This is a genomic window from Stutzerimonas kunmingensis (assembly GCF_032106285.1).
Lineage (GTDB): Bacteria > Pseudomonadota > Gammaproteobacteria > Pseudomonadales > Pseudomonadaceae > Stutzerimonas > Stutzerimonas kunmingensis_B.
Genome location: NZ_DAMCPO010000005.1, coordinates 14,174 through 30,598, shown reverse-complemented (window position 1 = coordinate 30,598; position 16,425 = coordinate 14,174). Strand labels below are relative to the sequence as shown.

The following is a 16,425-nucleotide window of genomic DNA, read 5'->3' as shown; positions in this document are numbered from 1 at the left end:
CGAGGTTCATCATGGATTTCTTCGACCAGTTGCAACACCAGACCAACGCCGAGCGCGAATACCTGCTCCGCGCACCGATCATCCACGCCGCGCTCGCCGGCACCGCGACCCGCGCGCAGTACATCGCCTTCCTGACTCAGGCCTACCACCACGTCAAGCACACCGTGCCGCTGTTGATGGCCTGCGGCGCACGCCTGCCGGAGCGCCTGGAGTGGCTGCGCGAGGCGATCGCCGAATACATCGAGGAAGAGATCGGCCATCAGGAATGGATCCTCAACGACATCCGCGCCTGCGGTGGCGATGCAGAAGCGGTGCGCCACGGCCAGCCCGCACTGCCCACCGAACTGATGGTCGCCTACGTCTACGACCGCATCGCGCGGCACAATCCGGCGAGTTTCTTCGGCATGGTCAACGTGCTGGAAGGCACCAGCATCGCCCTGGCGACCCAGGCCGCCGGCGTGCTGCAGGACAAGCTCGAGCTGCCGGCCAAGGCATTCAGCTACCTGACCTCCCACGGCAGCCTGGACATGGAGCACATCGAGTTCTTCAAGAAGCTGATGAACCGCCTCGACGACGAGGACGACAAGGCCGCCGTGGTGCACACCGCTCGCGTCGTCTACCGCCTCTACGGCGACATCTTCCGCAGCCTGAGCGCGCCGGAGTACGACCATGCAACTGCGTGACGCGCGAATCCTGCTGACCGGCGCCAGCGGCGGCATCGGCCAGGTGCTGGTCGAGCGGCTCTGCGCGAACGGCGCACGGCTGTTGCTGGTGGGACGCGACAGTCTTGCCCTGGAAGCGCTGACGCGCCGCTATCCGGGGCAGGTCAGCCTAGTCTGCGCCGACCTCACCCAGCGCAGCGGCCGGCATACGGTGCTCGATGCCGCGCGGCGTTTCGGCGGCCTCAACTGCGTGATCAACGCCGCCGGGATCAACCAGTTCAGCCTGCTCGAACAGCAGGACGAGGATGCCATCGCCCGCCTGATCGGCGTCAACGTCACCGCCACGCTGCAGCTGACCCACCTGCTGCTGCCGCTGCTGCGCCAGCAACCGCAGGCGCTGCTGGTCAATCTCGGTTCAACCTTCGGCTCCATCGGCTACCCGGGTTTTGCCGCTTATTGCGCGAGCAAGTTCGCCCTGCGCGGTTTTTCCGAGGCGCTGCGCCGCGAGCTGGCCGACAGTCACGTCAAGGTGCTCTACATCGCGCCACGCGCCACTCGCACGGCGATGAACAGTGCCGACGTGGTGGCGATGAACGACGCGCTGAAGGTGGAGATGGACGATCCGCAAGAAGTCGCCCGACAGATCGTCCTTGCCATCGCCACCGAGCGCGAAGAGCTTTACCTCGGCTGGCCGGAAAAACTCTTCGTGCGTCTCAACGGGCTGCTGCCGCGGCTGGTCGACCAGGCCCTGCGCAAGCAGTTGCCGGTGATCAAGCGCTTCGCCGGCGCCGAACAGCCGCAGCCACCCACCCCCCAGCCCAACTCAACCGGAGAACACCCATGATGCGTCTGCTCGCCCTCTGCGCCCTGATGCTGGCCCTGGCCAGCCAGCCCTCCTTCGCCCTCAGCCCGGCCGGCGAATCGTCGCTGCGCCAGATCCAGGCGCGCTGGGCGGAAATCAACTACCAGCTGCCGGCGGCGCAGCGCGAAGCGGCCTTCGCCCGGCTCGCCTCGGAGGCCGAAAGCGCGGTGGTCGGCGAACCGCAGGCCGCCGAGCTGCATATCTGGCACGGCATCGTGCTCAGCACCTGGGCCGGCGCCAAGGGCGGGCTCGGCGCGCTGGGCCTGGTCAAGCAGGCCAAGGCCGAACTGGAAAAAGCCATCGAGCTCGACGCGCAGGCACTCGACGGCTCGGCCTATACCAGTCTGGCCAGCCTCTACTACCAGGTGCCCGGCTGGCCGATCGGTTTCGGTGACGAGGACAAGGCCGAGGCGCTGTTCCAGCAGGCGCTAGCGCTGAACCCGAACGGCATCGACCCGAACTACTTCCACGGTGATTTCCTGCTGCGTCAGAAACGCTACGGGGAAGCGCGCGCGGCGCTGGAAAAGGCACTCGCCGCGCCCGACCGCGCGGGTCGTGAAGTCGCCGATGCCGGTCGCCGCGACGAAGCCCGCGCGCTGCTCGCGCAGGTCAAGGAAAAGCTGGAATAACCGGGTGCGGCGGCGTTGAATGCACAGCAATGCCGCGAACCCTTCAGGACGACAGGAACGATATGCGCATTCTGCTGGTGGAAGACGATCGCGCCCTCGGCGAGGGCATCCGCACCGCACTCAAGCCCGAGGGCTACACGGTGGACTGGCTGCAGGACGGCGCCAGCGCGCTGCATGCGCTGAGCCACGAGAGCTTCGAGCTGGCCATTCTCGACCTCGGCCTGCCGCGGATGGACGGGCTGGAAGTGCTCAAGCGCCTGCGCGCCAGCGCCAACCCGATCCCGGTGCTGGTACTCACCGCGCGCGATGCCACCAGCGACCGCATCGCCGGGCTGGATGCCGGCGCCGACGACTACCTGGTCAAGCCCTTCGACGTCGCCGAACTCAAGGCCCGCCTGCGCGCTCTGCTCCGACGCAGCTTCAATCGCCCTGAGCCGGTACTGGAGTACCGCGGCATCCTGCTCGACCCGGTCAATCAGCAGGTCAGCTACCAGGGCACCCCGATCAACCTGCCGCGCAAGGAGTTCGTCCTGCTGCACGAGCTGATCGCCCAGCCCGGCCGCGTGCTGACCCGCGATCGGCTGCAGCAGGTGCTCTACGGCTGGGACGAGGAAGTCGAGAGCAACGCGCTGGAGGTGCATATCCATCACCTGCGCAAGAAATTCTTCCCCGAACTGATCCGCACCGTGCGTGGGGTCGGCTATCTGGTGGACAAATGCTGAGGCGCTCTATCCGCAACCGCACCCTGGTGCTGGTGCTCGGCATCCTGCTGCTGTCGCTGAGCCTGATCTCCTGGCGCAGTTATCGCGACGCCCGCCACGAGATCGAGGAACTGTTCGACGCCCAGCTGGCGCACAGTGCTCGACTGGTGCAGGGGCTGGTGATGCGCGACATGAATCCGCAGGCCCGCAATGCGCTGCAGCAGGCGCTGGACGCCGCGGTGAATGCGCGGCGCGATCAGGGCGTGCCGGGGCACGACTACGAAACCAAGCTGGGCTTTCAGGTCTACGCCACGGATGGCAGCAGCCTGTTGCAGTCAGCCGGCGCACCGCACGGCGCCTTGCAGCGGCTGGCCGGCGCCGACTCCGCCTCACCCTTCAGCCATCTGAGCGGCGGCTATCACGACGTGCAGCTCGACGGCCATGCCTGGCGGCTGTTCCTGCTGCACGACCGCGAGGACGATCTGTGGATTCTGCTCAGCGAGCGCGGCGACGTGCGCGGCGAGCTGGTCGGCAAGATCGCCCGGCGCAGCCTGCTGCCCGACCTCATCGGTCTGCCGCTGCTGGCACTGCTGATCTGGCTGGCGGTGGGCTGGGGCCTGCGCCCGCTGGCGCACATGGCACAGCTGTTGAAGAGTCGCGATCCGGACAACCTCGCGCCGCTGCTGTTGGCGCCGCTGCCGCAGGAGTTGGAGCCGGTGGCCGCCTCGCTGAATCGCCTGCTGCAGCAGGTCAATCAGCTGGTCGAGCGGGAAAAACGCTTCATCGCCGACGCCGCCCATGAGCTGCGCACGCCCCTGGCCGTACTGCGCATCCATGCGCAGAACGCGCAACAGGCCCAGCAGCCGGAGGACCGTGAAGCCGCGCTGCAGCAACTGCTGACCGGCGTCGATCGCACCACCCGCGTGGTCACCCAGCTGCTCACGCTCGCTCGCCTGGAACCCAATGCACAGCCGCGGCATCCACAGCAGCTGGACCTGCTGCCGCTGTGCCGCGAATGCCTCGCCGAGCTGACGCCCCTGGCCCTGGCGCGCGATCAGGAACTGACGCTGGAAGCTGACGACGTGGCCGATCACAGGCTTCCCGGCGATGCCGCCGCGCTCGCCACGCTGCTGCAGAATCTGGTCGGCAATGCCCTGCAGTACACGCCCGATGGCGGGCAGATTCAGGTCAGCCTCCAGACCATGGAAAACGGCGTCAGCCTGCGCGTGGATGACAGCGGTCCGGGCGTGCCGGCAGCGCAGCGCGACAAACTGTTCGAGCGCTTCTACCGCCAGGGCGACGGCCAGGGCGCGGGGCTCGGCCTGGCCATCGTCGCGCGCATCGCCGAACTGCACGGCGCGACCATCGAACTGGCGGACTCACCGCTCGGCGGGCTGCAGGTCGCCGTGCACCTGCCCCGCCAGCCACACCACTAGCCCAGACCGACCCGCGGCGAGCTGCCGCGACCGCCCGCCCGCAGGCGCAACGGGCATTCGCTAAGGTTCGCTTAAGGCTGGCGCCCTAGACTGCCGACATTCCCCTACTCGGAGTGTGTGAAATGACTGCATCGAACCCTATGGCACGCTACGGTCGCCTGAGCATTGCCCTGCACTGGCTGATGCTGCTGTTGATCGCGGCGGTATACGCGACCATCGAACTGAAGGGCAATTTCCCCAAGGGCAGCGAGCCGCGGGAGTTGCTCAAGCACTGGCATTTCATGCTCGGGCTGAGCGTTTTCGCGCTGGTCTGGCTGCGCCTGATTGCGCGCTGGCTGCATCCGGCGCCGAAGGCGGTCGCCGGGGCCGGCTGGGAACGGGCGCTGGCCAAGCTGATGCACCTGGCGCTGTACGCCCTGATGATCGGCCTGCCGCTGCTCGGCTGGCTGACCCTGAGCGCGGCAGACAACCCGATTCCCTTCTTCGGCCTCGAGCTGCCGGCTCTGATCGGCGCGGACAAGGAGCTGGCCGGCGAGTTCAAGGAGCTGCATGAAACGCTGGCGGTGGCCGGCTACTGGCTGATCGGCCTGCATGCGGCGGCCGCGCTGTTCCACCAGTACGTGCGCCGCGACGGCACCCTGTTGCGGATGCTGCCGCTGCGCCGCCAGGCCTGAAGCGCAGACGCGAAAACGCCCGGCCGACTTGTCATCGACCGGGCGTTTTCGTGTCTCAGCCGAGCAATTCGCTGAACGGCAGGTACGCCACCGTCTCACCCTCTTCCAGCGTGCGGTTGCGCTCGACGATGGCCAGGCCTTCGGCCCAGCTGGCCGAGGTCAGCATCGCCGAACCCTGCCGCGGGTGCAGGCACACGCGCATCTCGCCATCGACCTGCTCCAGCCGCGCGCGCAGGTACTGGCGGCGGTTGTTCGGCTTGCGCCAGGCGAAGCCGGCCGTCAGGCGCAGCGGCTTGGGCAGCACCTCGGTGCAACCCTGGGCACTGAGCAGGAACGGCCGCGCCACCACCAGCGAGGTGATCAGCGCCGCAGCCGGATTGCCCGGCAGGCCGATCCACGGCTTGCCATTCACCTCGCCAAAGGCCAGCGGCTTGCCGGGCTGGATCGCCAGGCGCCACAGGTGCAGCTCGCCCAGTTCGCGAATGGCCTGCTTGAGGTGATCCTCCTCGCCGACCGAGACGCCGCCGGAGGTGATCAGCATGTCCCATTCGGACGCGGCCAGCGCCAGAGCGTCACGGCTGGCGGCCAGTTCGTCGACGAGGATTTCGTAGTCGTGAACCTCCATTCCGAGGCTGCGCAGCACGCTGAGCAGGCAGTAGCGATTGGAGTTGTAGATCTGCCCCGGTGCCAGCGGCTCGCCGGGTTCGCGCAGTTCGTTGCCGCTGGAGAGCAGACCGATGCGCAGGCGCCGATAGACCGCCACGCGGGCGACGCCGAAGCTCGCCAGCAGGCCGATCTCCTGCGGGCGCAGGCGCTTGCCGGCCTGCAGCACCGGGGCGCCGGCGTGCAGTTCCTCGCCCTGCCGACGCACATGGGCGCCCTGGGTGACGCCGGGGAAATGCACGCGATCAGCCTCGATCTGGCAATCCTCCTGCGCCACCACGGTGTCGGCGCCCGGCGGCAGCGGCGCGCCGGTGAAGATGCGCACGGCGTGGCCGGCAGGCAGTTGCTGGTCGGCGGCATCACCGGCGGCGATGCGCCCGGCGAGTGGCAGCCAGCCGCCTTCGGCCGGCAGATCGGCAGCGCGCAGGGCGTAGCCGTCCATCGCGCTGTTATCCCAGGCCGGCACCGGGAAGGGTGCGTCGAGCGATTCCGCCAGCACCCGGCCGAGGGCATCGGACAGCGCGACGTGTTCCACCGGCGGCAGCGCCGGCACCCGCGCCAGCAGTTCGGCGATGGCCTCGTCCACCGGCTTCAGGCCACTGGTGTCGCAGCCACGGGCGCTCATGCGCGTGGCCCGCAGTATTCGACCGCGCTGGCCTTGAGGTGCGGCACGAAGTTGCAGGGCTTGGTGCGGCTGTCCAGCTGCTCGACGAGGATCTTGTTCCAGGCGGTGCGGCAGGCATTGGTCGAACCGGGCAGGCAGCAGACCAGGGTGCCGTTGCTCATGCCGGCCAGCGCGCGGGACTGCACGGTGGAGGTGCCGATCTCGCCCAGCGAAACGTAGCGGAACAGCTCGCCGAAACCGTCGACGTCCTTGTCCAGCAGCGGCTGTACCGCCTGCGGGGTGTTGTCGCGGGTGGTGAAACCGGTGCCGCCGGTGATCAGCACCACCTGCACGTTTTCGCTGGCGATCCAGTTGCAGACGCGGGCGCGAATCTGCCAGATATCGTCCTTGACGATGGCCCGTTCGGCCAGCGTATGGCCGGCGCTCTGCAGGCCGTCGATCAGGGCCTGGCCGGAGCTATCGGAATCGATGTTACGGGTGTCGCTCACCGTGAGCACCGCAATGCTCAGCGGCTGGAATTCGGTGTTGGACAGATGAGCCATGGCTCGAAACCCCCTTGAAGATGTGTGCGCAGGTTGCACCGGCGCCGTATGCGAACCCATTCCCCATTGGAGGTATGTCCGCGCGGCACGGGTGCCATGAGGTCTGACAACGCTGCAGGCGATTGTGCGACCTGGCTCTGCGACATGGCCCGGCTGCGGCAGCTGGGCACGTGGGTCAAACCGGCGATGCCGGTCGATGGTAGCGAATTAGGCGGTCGACTCGTAGCCCGTCTCAACCGCCGCTGGCATTCATGAAGCGCAACACCTGGACCTCGCCGCTGCTGGAGAATTCATGGCGCAGCGGTTTGCGCTGCAGCGCAGCGTGAATAGCGTCGATCACCGGCTGGTCGCTGGTCGGATGGCGGCGCAGCAGTGCGCGCAGGTCGATGGAATGCTCGTGGCCCAGGCACAGCAACAGGCGCCCTTCCACCGTCAGCCGCACGCGGTTGCAGGTGGCGCAGAAGTTGTGCGAATGCGGCGAGATGAAGCCGATGCGCGTCTGCGGATGGTCCTGCAGGCGCACGTAGCGCGCCGGCCCGCCGCTCTGCTCGGCCGAATCGATCAGTGCATGGCGCTCGGCGATCAGCGCGCGCACCTCGTCGCTGGAGCAGAAGCTTTCGCCACGGGAGCGACCGACGTCGCCCAGCGGCATTTCCTCGATGAAGCTCAGGTCCAGCCCGCCGGCGATGGCGAAATCCACCAGGTCGGCGACTTCCTCGGCGTTGCGGCCCTTCATCACCACCGCATTGAGTTTGATCCGCTCGAAGCCGGCGTCACGCGCCGCATCGATGCCGTCGAGCACCTGCTGCAACTGGCCGGTGCGGGTGATGGCGTGGAATTTGGCGGCGTCCAGGCTATCCAGGCTGATGTTCAGCCGCTTGACCCCGGCGCGCGCCAGCGGTGAGGCAAGCTTGACCAGCTGCGAGCCGTTGGTGGTCATCACCAGTTCGCGCAGGCCGGGCAAGGCCGCGATGCGCTCGCAGAGACCGACGATGCCCTGGCGTACCAGCGGCTCGCCGCCGGTGAGGCGAATCTTCTTCACCCCCAGGCCGACGAAGATCCGCGCGATGCGCTCCAACTCCTCCAGACCGAGCACCTGCTGGCGCGGCAGGAAGGTCATATCCTCGGCCATGCAGTAGACGCAGCGGAAGTCGCAGCGGTCGGTCACCGACATGCGCAGGTAGTCGATTGGGCGGTTGTGGGCATCGCGTAGTTGAGTCATCGCCAGGCTCTCTGTACTTCGTGGGGCGGATGCCCCTCTGCTCATTCGCCGGGGCCCTCACAGGCTCGCTCGTTGCCACTGTTGGATGGCTGAAGCGCCATCCAACAGTGGCCCTGCTCGGTGGATGGCTGAAGCACCATCTCCCGGCCTAGCAGACCGTTGAAAAACTACCTGCTAGCCTGTCGTGCAGTTCCCGAACCGCTTGATTCATCATTGCTCAGCTGTTTCGTCAGCCCGGGGTATGCGCCGCTGCCGCTCAGCTCGCCTTCTGCACCCGCACCGGCAAACCCTGCCGTATGGACGCGCCGGTCACGTTCTCAAGCCAGGTTGCCGCGCCACCCCTGGTCGGGTCGGCGAACCCCAGATCGTTCAGGTTGACGCCTGCTCCCAGGAATTTCTGCCCAGCATGCAACTGGCCGTCGATAGTGTGATCAGAAGCACCCAGTTCCCGGTGGCCGTAGCCATGTTCGATACCGATGGCGCCCCGCTGTACCCCTTCGCAGACCAAAGCAACACCGGTAATCGAGCCGCCCGGGCTTTCGATGGTGATGGTGTCACCATGGCCTACCCCGAACCGCTCGGCATCTTCACGATGCAGCAACACCGGGTTGTAGGGCTTGATCATCCGCAGGCGCTCAAGACCGATTGCATATGAATTCATCAGGTTGGACTTGAAAGAAAATGCCAGCAGCGGCCACTCGGTTTGTGGAAAGTGCTCACGCATCGGGGTACCGTCCCAGAACGTCGCCTCTTGGAAACACGGGGTTCCGGCAAGCCGTTCGCCGGTGTAGCTGTCCCGGGTAGTCCCCACCTGCTCGTTATACACACACAGCGGCTTTTTCCAGCCGTGGGTCAGCTTGTCGCCCTTGTAGGCCGCACTGTGCTTCTCGAAGCGGCCGCCCCGTGAGTACAGATGCGCCACCGGCCCGACTTCTTCCGGCTTCAGGTGCGCATGCAGCCGCTCCATCAGGGATTCCACCCCAGCCGCGCGGATGTCTTCTGCGGATGCGTCTGGTAGTGGGGCGCCGGTCAGGGCAATATTGGCGGCCGCCCGCAGATAGTAATCCTCGGCCCGATTCAGCGGATAAGTATTGCCTTCCTTGTCGGAAATCGCCCCCTCCCCGAATCCGGGCAGCCCAAGACGCCTGGCCAGGCCGATAAAGAAGGTCTCCAGGCTCACCGGGTCGCCGTCGGCGGTTTTCGCCTGGCGAGGTTCAACCACCGGCCAGCAGGCGGTGGTCATTTTGGTCAGCGTGCCGCTCCAGGCACCGGTGAAGCCCCAGACTTCGTACATCACCGAATCCGGCACAATGTAGTCTGCAAAGCGGTTGGTTTCGTTAATAAAACCGTCAACGGCAACGAACAGGCCAATCCGTTTCGGATCCTTGAGCTTGTCCTCTATCAGCGCCGCGAGACCGGCCTGGCCATACAATGGATTGGCCATGCAGCTGATCAGCGCCTTGGCCTGGTATGGGTAGCCTTCCAGGCCGGACATCAGGTGCTCGGTCAGCAGCGGCGGCGCCAGGGTGCGCCAGGGTGCCGGGGCCGGGTAGGGAGATTCGCCATTGGTCACCCGCCGCTTGTACTCGGCAGTCTTTTCGTAGGGGAATCGTGACCGGGACAGGAACACGCCCTTGGGATCACGTTTACCCGGGAAGTTGGCCAGGTCGTACCGCGGGCCCGCGCCAGTACCGTTGAAGGAGCCGCCACCCAGGGCCATGCCACCCTGCTGGTTGACGCTACCCGCCAGCAGGTTGAGCATGTTGATGCCAAAGGTGGCATAGAAACCGGTGCCGGACATCATGCCGCCATGGGTATCCGCCACCGACTCCCGGCCATGGGACGCGAACTTCGCTGCCAGCTTGCGGAGGGTGCCGGCGGGAATGCCACAGTTTTCGGCATATTCCTCGATGGTCTGGCGCTGGGCCTGCTCGCGCAGCTTGAACAGGGCGCTTTTCACCCGTGTCATGCCCGCTGCGGTCTCTACCTCGGTTTCCACGAAGAGTTCAGCGCGGTCGAGGACCTCGGAGCTTTCCAGGTTGCCGTCAACAGACATCACCACGGGCACATCATCGTCGGCACCCGCCTCGGCACGGCCCAGGTCCGACAAGCGCAGGAAATGACCCACGCCGGGGTGATCTTCGCTCTCGATCACCAAGTGTGTGGCATTGGTGTGGACGGTTTCACCAGCGGCCTGGGCTCCCGTCTGGCCGGGAATGGACAGGTAATCCGCTGCAAAGCCCTCGTTCTCCAGCATCCAGCGAATCAGGCCCATAGCCAACGCCGTATCGGTGCCTGGTGTGATGGGAATCCAGCGGCTGCGGCCGCCGGCAGCGTGTGAAGCGGTGGCGTTCAGCGCCGGGTCCACCACCACGTATTCCAGCTTGCCAGTGGCCCGGGCTGCCGCCAGCAGGCGCCCCTGCCGCTTGAAGGGGTTGCCGGCCTGGCTCGGCGCGGTGCCGATAAACAGGGCGAAGCGGACGTTGTTGTAATCCGGCTTGGTGTGGGTATTCTTGTCCAAGTCGCCGTACATGGCGCCGGAGCCCATGCGGAACGCCAGGCCACAATAGGAGCCGTGGTGCCCATAGTTGCGGGTGCCGAAGGCATTCATGGCAAAGCGCTTCAGCACCGAGGAGCGGCCGTAATCGGTGGCCTCCATCACCAGTAGCTGGTTGGCTTTGGGGCCGAATTCCGGATTTTGCGGGTCCAGCGGGGTGTCATGGTCGTAAAGGTCCTTCAGACCTTCTACAGCGCCCTCGCCAAACAGGTCGCCCCCATTGACCACCTCATCCAGCATCTGCTCGAAGGAAATGCGCTGCCACTGCCGGCCGCCACGGGGGCCGACCCGCTTGAGCACCTCCGTCACCCGCTTCTCACTGGTCAGTTGCGCCATGGCGGCGTTGCCCCGGGCACAGGCAGTGGAGCGATTGAGCTGTCCCTGGTCCTTGAAGGTGCTGAGTTTCTGCAACGCTTGCATGACCGGGGTCTGTTCGTCCAGATGCTCATCCGCGGACAGCGGATGGTAGGGGTTGCCCGCCACCCGCAGAACCTGTTCGGTGTTGTTGTCGATGCGGACCCGGACACCGCACGTGGTGGTGCAGCCGTAACAGACGGTGAAGGCGATGCGCTGGTCCGGGTTCAGGCTGACTTCTCCGGACAGCGGATCCACGGTGTACTCCGGTGCCAGGGAGTTGCCGTGAGTGCGGTGATTGGTGTCCTTGCCGGCGGTTCCGTTGAGCAGGCCCTTGCCAATCTTTTCCAGAGGGCCGGAATAGCCGGCGACGAAAGTGGCCACGCCACCCGCGGCAACGGCGCCCTTGAGGAAATTGCGACGATTCTTGTCCATGGTAAGACTCCGGCTCAAGTCAATAGGTAGCGGCGCTGGCGTTGTTCACGTCACGCCAGGGCACCAGAATGTCGATGATCAGCAGTACCGCCAGCCACAGTCCGAAGGTGCCGATAATGCCCAGCAGGCCATAGGACCCCGCAGCCACTGCCAGGTGATAGTAGCCGGCAGTATTCTTGGCGACGGTCTGCACCTCCATCAGCACCAGCCAGCGGAACGCCCAGCCCATGTGGATGGCCAGCAGGCCCAACAGCCAGGCCCATCGCTGCCACTTCGGTGTCCGCAGCATGGCGACGGCGACCAGCAACAGCAGGATGCCGGCACTCAACGCCCAGATCGCAATGGTGGTCCAGTCCGGGTTGTGACGAACAGACTCCAGCGCTGCCTGCACAGAGGGGCTGTAGCCGGTAATACCCTGGACAAACCAGATCGCGGCAACCAAGGCGGCACCGAGGATGGCGACCAGAATCACTTTCAGGCCCTGGCGGTAGACATCAGCATTGGCACCGACCATCAGCCGGTTGAGCAACATGACCAGGCCGGAGGCCGCGATCAGACCGGTGAACACGAACATCACCGGCAGCCAGTGGGTATTCCACAGCGGTCGGGAAGCAAGAATGGCAATCTCGGCTCCGGTGTAGAGCATGATGCCGCAGGCAAACAGCGCCGCCAGCAGGCCGAACACGACCACCGTCAAACGGGGAGCCTGCCAGTTGCCCAGGCACAGCAATCGAGCCAGCTTCGCATCCCAGCCCTGCCCCTCGGCGCCCCGGGCCATCAGCGCCGGGCGCCAGGCAAAGTAGCCATAGAGAATGGTCAGCACCACATAAGGCGGCAGCAGTACCGCGCCAATGGACATCCAGGACCAGGGGGCCGCGCTGGCGTAGAAGTGCCAGAACCGGGCCGGCTGGTGCAGGTCCGCCAGCAGTGCCACGGGACCCACCAGGGTGCAGCTTACCGCCACCAGCAACGCCAGCCGGGCCAGAGGCATGAAGCGCTCCCGGCGGAACATCAGTCCCGGCAGCGACAGCATCAGTGCCGAGTAGGAAATCGCGATCAGGAAAAAGTACTGCACCGCCCAGGGATACCAGGCAAGCGCATAGCGCGGTGTGAGTATTTCAGTGGCCAGCAAATTCATAGCCGATCTCCTTGCCATCGTTATCCCGGACATCCCAGATGGCGGGGTTCGCCAACGGACGAGTCACGAAACGCTCGTCCATACCCAGGTAGAACACATGGGGAGATGTGCCCTGCTCCGGCTTCAGTACCATCAGGTCGTCATGATGTTCGGCCAGCAACCGGCTGATCTGGCTGTCCGGATCCCGTATGTCGCCGATGATCCGCGCGCCACCTACACAGGATTCCACGCAGGCCGGCAGCAGCCCCACGTCCAGACGGTGGGCACAGAAGGTGCACTTGTCGGCGGTCTGGGTGTGCTCGTTGATGAACCGTGCATCGTAGGGGCAGGCCTGGACACAGTAGGCGCAACCTACGCAGGCCTCGTTATCCACTACGACAATGCCGTCCTCGCGCTGGTAGGTCGCCTGTACCGGGCATACCGGTACGCACGGGGGCGCCTCACAGTGATTGCAAAGGCGGGGCAGCATCATGGTGGCGATATCGCCGGTGGCCTCGTTCGCCACCTCGTACTGGGAGACAATGGTGCGGAAGCTGCCCAGGGGTGCTTCGTTCTCGATATGGCAGGATACGGTACAGGCCTGGCAGCCAATGCACTGGCGCAGGTCGATCAGCATGGCATAGCGCTTAGAGCCGTCACCTTCCCGTCGGGGCGGCTGATCATTGATACCCGCATTGGCAAGGCTGCTCAGCGGAACCAGTGCTGCGCCAGCGGTGAGGCGCGCCATCTGGCCCAGCAGGGTGCGGCGAGAAAAATCCATGGTTTCCTCTCAGTAGGAGCGTATGTGCGAATATGCTTAGCTGCGTAACTGATTGACTTTATAGCATCGGTAGATCGGCCCCTGATTGATACGGGTCAACTCCCCCCTGAAGAGTGACCGACATGCACGGCCATAGAACTGCAAAGCCCTGCGCAGCACGAGGCTGTCGGGGCTTCTGGTGTGGGTGCGCAAAAGCCCAACCCGCAGCGACGCCGACACGCCCTTGACGATCATCAATGCCATCGCAGTGAAGCGCTCTATCGTCTCGTCCTCGCCGAGCTGACTGCACAGCCAGCATCGCGCCCCGCCCGGATGTAAGGAGCGCCCATGTTCAGATTCCTGCTACCCACCTCACTGCTGCTCGGCCTGCTGGCCGGCAGTCTGTCGTGCCAGGCTGCGTCAGTGACGCGGAAGCCGTCAACCGCGCGGCATGCAGCGCATGCTCAGCCAGCGCATCGCCATGCTTTACCTGGCCATGAGCTGGAAGCTTCTAGACCTACGCGGCGACTTCGACGGGCAGTGGCGGAGCGTTCGAGCGCGGCCTGGAAGAGCTGAACAAGGCGCCGCAGAACACCGAGCAGATCAACCGCCCGCTCGATCAGATCGGCGCGCAATGGCGTTTCGCCCGAGCCGGTTTCAGCCTCGCCGACGACGCGCATTTTGTCCCGACCGTGATCGTCACCACCAGCGACTCGCTGCTGCGCAAGCTTGAACTATTAACGCTGGATCACTAACGCTGGATCGCGAACGCCTGGCCGGGATCGGCCGATGAGTGCACTTGGGCAGAGCCCTCCGGCTCAATCAAGCGGAAACGGCGCTTCGTCAGCGCCACCGCGAAGCTGACCTGCTTCCGGCGGCCTCGGTCAGGCGAGGGGATCCCCTCGGCGGAACGGCTGCGGTGCCGCATCACCTGACGCAGGCTCTACGGCCGGAGGCGTGTCACCAAGCTTGAATGGCATCGGTGATTCGCTGACAAGGCGATGGGTGGCAGGCTCAAGGCGCTCAGGCTCTGGCTCCGGACGCTCGCGAACAGCGCGCCAGGCGAGACCGGCGAACACCACAGCCAGCACGCGATAGAGCATGGAGGCGAGATCGAAGCCGACCAAGTCACCGCCATCCAGCCAGAGCGACACCAACCGCCCCAGCACCAGCGCCGCCATGGTCATCACCAGCATGATCAGCGCTGGCCGGGCTCGCTCCGGTGCTCGCGCGGCCCAGATCAGGAACAATGCCAGCCCCAGCTGCAGGCCGCCGTAATAGACACGCATGTGACTGACCGACGCGGTTTCCATCAGCAGCATGCCGTTGAGATTGGCCATCTCGTAGGGGCGAAACCAGTAAGCCAGGCTCAGACTGGCCATCACCAGCGCCTGCGCAAGCAGAACGAAACGGGCAAAACGCATCGAAAACTCTCCTGATGTGCGACTCGCTATTCCGATTGGCATGGGACTGTCAGACTGCCGGTTTGTTCTGCCCCCGGCCCTTCGGTCGAATCTCCCGCGCGACGTCGATGGTGACAATTGCCCGCCTGCCGCACCTTGGGTATGGGCGCAACCCGGCGTATGGTGGGCCTCTCGCTCGTAGGAGGTTCCCATGCACCGTCTTCTGTTGCTGCTTCCCGTCCTGCTCGCCGGGCTCGCCCAGGCCGCCGAACCCATCGCCATCGACGTCTATCGTGACCCCAACTGCGGCTGTTGCGAAGCGTGGATCGATCACCTGCAGGACAACGGTTTTTCCGTGAGCGATCACGTGGTCAACGACATGACCTCGGTAAAAATGGAACACGGTATCCCGCACCGCCTCGGTTCCTGTCACACCGCGGTGATCGACGGCAAGTTCGTCGAAGGCCACGTTCCTGCCGCCGACATCCTCAAGCTGCGTGCGCAACCGGACCTGATTGGCGCGGCCGTACCCGGCATGCCGATCGGCTCGCCGGGCATGGAGATGGGCGAGCGCAAGGACGCCTTCAAGGTGATCGGCGTCAGCAATGCGGGCGAGGAACGCGTGCTCTCCGAATACCCCGGCGACTGAGCCATCGCGCCGCTGCGAATGCAGTGCGGTCCGCGCTGCAGCTTTTTCGCGCCGTGCGGGTCTTAACGGGAGGCAGGCGCCGCTTCGGTGTTGCGCCCTCAACCCGTCAACCGTTCAGAAGGACACCCCCATGCGCTGGAAACGAGCCCGACGCAGCGACAACGTAGTGGACGCCAGAGGCCGCAGCGGCATGCGCCTTGGCGGCGGACTGGGCCTGGGCGGCATCGCCATCGTGGTAATCATCGGCCTGCTCTCCGGCCAGGACCCGCTGCAGATCCTCGGCCAGCTGGCCAACCAGAGCGGCCCGGCCGTCTCCCAGCAGAGCCAGCCGCCGGCCGGGGATGACCCGCAGACTGAATTCGTCCGGGCGATTCTCGGCGACACCGAAGACACCTGGCGTGCGTTGTTCCAGCAAGCTGGCGCCGAGTATCGCGACCCTACCCTGGTGCTGTTTCGCGGCGGCGTGAACTCGGCCTGCGGCTTCGCCAGTTCGGCGGTGGGCCCGTTCTACTGCCCCGGCGATCAGCAGGTCTATCTCGATCTGCAGTTCTTCGACGAGATGGCCCGGCGCTTCTCCGCCGCCGGCGACTTCGCCCAGGCCTATGTGATCGCCCATGAGGTCGGCCATCACGTGCAGACCCTGCTCGGCGTTTCCCAGCAGATGCAGAGCGCCCGTCAGCGCGGCGCGAGGATGGAAGGCGACAACGGCCTGCTGGTCCGCCAGGAGCTGCAGGCCGATTGCTTCGCTGGAGTCTGGGCCTATCACGCGCAGCAACGCCACGACTGGCTGGAAGAAGGCGACCTGGAAGAAGCGCTGAACGCCGCCAATGCCATCGGCGACGACAACCTGCAGAAGCGCAGCCAGGGCCGCGTGGTGCCCGATGCCTTCACCCACGGCACCTCGGCGCAACGGGTGCGCTGGTTCCGTGATGGCTTCGAGCATGGCGATCCGGCGCGCTGCGACACCTTCAAGGCGACGCGGCTGTAATAGACGGCGACGGGAGCCTCGCCAGCAAGGTCGCTTCTACGTGGTCATACGGGTTCGGACCGGCTGCGCGCGACCGGCTGCAGGCGGCGGGAGAACAGGGTTGGCGACGGACTTGTGCATGACCTGACTCGTGCACTGCCCGAATG

General features: G+C 65.6%; 15 protein-coding genes. 8 read left to right on the top strand and 7 right to left on the bottom strand.

Annotated features, from left to right (window positions below; genetic code table 11):
- Positions 1-11 precede the first annotated feature (11 nt).
- From RT582_RS05530 to RT582_RS05505, 6 genes are all read left to right on the top strand, one after another.
- On the top strand, positions 12-683 hold the full coding sequence (locus RT582_RS05530; RefSeq protein ID WP_313476920.1) for a TenA family transcriptional regulator: 672 nt from the start codon (positions 12-14) through the stop codon (positions 681-683).
- Positions 670-1,506: an SDR family oxidoreductase gene (locus RT582_RS05525; protein WP_313476918.1), complete on the top strand. Its 837-nt coding sequence runs from the start codon at positions 670-672 to the stop codon at positions 1,504-1,506. Before RT582_RS05530 ends, RT582_RS05525 begins: the two co-directional genes overlap by 14 nt.
- Complete coding sequence (locus tag RT582_RS05520) at positions 1,503-2,153, top strand: tetratricopeptide repeat protein (RefSeq protein WP_313476917.1); 651 nt, start codon at positions 1,503-1,505, stop codon at positions 2,151-2,153. Before RT582_RS05525 ends, RT582_RS05520 begins: the two co-directional genes overlap by 4 nt.
- Positions 2,154-2,215: 62 nt before the next feature.
- A complete protein-coding gene (locus RT582_RS05515; protein ID WP_014821503.1) occupies positions 2,216-2,875 on the top strand; it encodes a response regulator in 660 nt (219 codons plus the stop codon).
- Positions 2,869-4,290, top strand: a complete 1,422-nt coding sequence (locus RT582_RS05510) for an ATP-binding protein (RefSeq protein ID WP_312173004.1) — start codon at positions 2,869-2,871, stop codon at positions 4,288-4,290. The genes RT582_RS05515 and RT582_RS05510 overlap by 7 nt, the downstream gene beginning before the upstream one ends.
- Positions 4,291-4,412: 122 nt before the next feature.
- On the top strand, positions 4,413-4,964 hold the full coding sequence (locus tag RT582_RS05505; protein ID WP_042928344.1) for a cytochrome b: 552 nt from the start codon (positions 4,413-4,415) through the stop codon (positions 4,962-4,964).
- Positions 4,965-5,019: 55 nt separating this feature from the next.
- Here the strand turns inward: RT582_RS05505 and RT582_RS05500 are convergent, their stop codons facing one another.
- The 7 genes from RT582_RS05500 to RT582_RS05470 all read right to left on the bottom strand — a co-directional run bounded on the left by RT582_RS05500 (position 5,020) and on the right by RT582_RS05470 (position 14,663).
- A complete protein-coding gene (locus RT582_RS05500) occupies positions 5,020-6,252 on the bottom strand; it encodes a molybdopterin molybdotransferase MoeA (protein WP_042928343.1) in 1,233 nt (410 codons plus the stop codon).
- Positions 6,249-6,794 (bottom strand): molybdenum cofactor biosynthesis protein B, encoded by a 546-nt coding sequence (moaB, locus tag RT582_RS05495; RefSeq protein WP_313476914.1) that lies wholly within the window; start codon positions 6,792-6,794, stop codon positions 6,249-6,251. Before moaB ends, RT582_RS05500 begins: the two co-directional genes overlap by 4 nt.
- Positions 6,795-7,026: 232 nt before the next feature.
- Complete coding sequence (gene moaA / locus RT582_RS05490) at positions 7,027-8,016, bottom strand: GTP 3',8-cyclase MoaA (RefSeq protein ID WP_042928341.1); 990 nt, start codon at positions 8,014-8,016, stop codon at positions 7,027-7,029.
- 256 nt (positions 8,017-8,272) lie between these two features.
- Positions 8,273-11,362, bottom strand: a complete 3,090-nt coding sequence (locus RT582_RS05485; protein WP_042928339.1) for a molybdopterin dinucleotide binding domain-containing protein — start codon at positions 11,360-11,362, stop codon at positions 8,273-8,275.
- A gap of 19 nt (positions 11,363-11,381) precedes the next feature.
- Positions 11,382-12,500, bottom strand: coding sequence for an NrfD/PsrC family molybdoenzyme membrane anchor subunit (nrfD, locus tag RT582_RS05480; protein WP_042928338.1), 1,119 nt, complete (start codon positions 12,498-12,500; stop codon positions 11,382-11,384).
- Entirely contained in the window at positions 12,481-13,260 is a 780-nt protein-coding gene (gene ttrB / locus RT582_RS05475) for a tetrathionate reductase subunit TtrB (protein ID WP_042928337.1), read from the bottom strand. Before ttrB ends, nrfD begins: the two co-directional genes overlap by 20 nt.
- 863 nt (positions 13,261-14,123) lie before the next feature.
- Complete coding sequence (locus RT582_RS05470; RefSeq protein ID WP_042928335.1) at positions 14,124-14,663, bottom strand: DUF4345 domain-containing protein; 540 nt, start codon at positions 14,661-14,663, stop codon at positions 14,124-14,126.
- A gap of 190 nt (positions 14,664-14,853) precedes the next feature.
- Here RT582_RS05470 and RT582_RS05465 point away from each other — a divergent pair, with 190 nt between their 5' ends.
- Entirely contained in the window at positions 14,854-15,291 is a 438-nt protein-coding gene (locus tag RT582_RS05465) for a DUF411 domain-containing protein (protein WP_042928334.1), read from the top strand.
- A gap of 130 nt (positions 15,292-15,421) precedes the next feature.
- Positions 15,422-16,279: a KPN_02809 family neutral zinc metallopeptidase gene (gene ypfJ / locus RT582_RS05460; RefSeq protein ID WP_104097958.1), complete on the top strand. Its 858-nt coding sequence runs from the start codon at positions 15,422-15,424 to the stop codon at positions 16,277-16,279.
- The last annotated feature ends 146 nt before the right edge of the window (positions 16,280-16,425 follow it).

Coding starts and splice junctions, on each gene's coding strand:
- RT582_RS05530 (WP_313476920.1), top strand. CDS start 12: ATGGATTTCTTCGACCAGTTGCAACACCAGACCAACGCCGAGCGCGAA.
- RT582_RS05525 (WP_313476918.1), top strand. CDS start 670: ATGCAACTGCGTGACGCGCGAATCCTGCTGACCGGCGCCAGCGGCGGC.
- RT582_RS05520 (WP_313476917.1), top strand. CDS start 1,503: ATGATGCGTCTGCTCGCCCTCTGCGCCCTGATGCTGGCCCTGGCCAGC.
- RT582_RS05515 (WP_014821503.1), top strand. CDS start 2,216: ATGCGCATTCTGCTGGTGGAAGACGATCGCGCCCTCGGCGAGGGCATC.
- RT582_RS05510 (WP_312173004.1), top strand. CDS start 2,869: ATGCTGAGGCGCTCTATCCGCAACCGCACCCTGGTGCTGGTGCTCGGC.
- RT582_RS05505 (WP_042928344.1), top strand. CDS start 4,413: ATGACTGCATCGAACCCTATGGCACGCTACGGTCGCCTGAGCATTGCC.
- RT582_RS05500 (WP_042928343.1), bottom strand. CDS start 6,252: ATGAGCGCCCGTGGCTGCGACACCAGTGGCCTGAAGCCGGTGGACGAG.
- moaB (WP_313476914.1), bottom strand. CDS start 6,794: ATGGCTCATCTGTCCAACACCGAATTCCAGCCGCTGAGCATTGCGGTG.
- moaA (WP_042928341.1), bottom strand. CDS start 8,016: ATGACTCAACTACGCGATGCCCACAACCGCCCAATCGACTACCTGCGC.
- RT582_RS05485 (WP_042928339.1), bottom strand. CDS start 11,362: ATGGACAAGAATCGTCGCAATTTCCTCAAGGGCGCCGTTGCCGCGGGT.
- nrfD (WP_042928338.1), bottom strand. CDS start 12,500: ATGAATTTGCTGGCCACTGAAATACTCACACCGCGCTATGCGCTTGCC.
- ttrB (WP_042928337.1), bottom strand. CDS start 13,260: ATGGATTTTTCTCGCCGCACCCTGCTGGGCCAGATGGCGCGCCTCACC.
- RT582_RS05470 (WP_042928335.1), bottom strand. CDS start 14,663: ATGCGTTTTGCCCGTTTCGTTCTGCTTGCGCAGGCGCTGGTGATGGCC.
- RT582_RS05465 (WP_042928334.1), top strand. CDS start 14,854: ATGCACCGTCTTCTGTTGCTGCTTCCCGTCCTGCTCGCCGGGCTCGCC.
- ypfJ (WP_104097958.1), top strand. CDS start 15,422: ATGCGCTGGAAACGAGCCCGACGCAGCGACAACGTAGTGGACGCCAGA.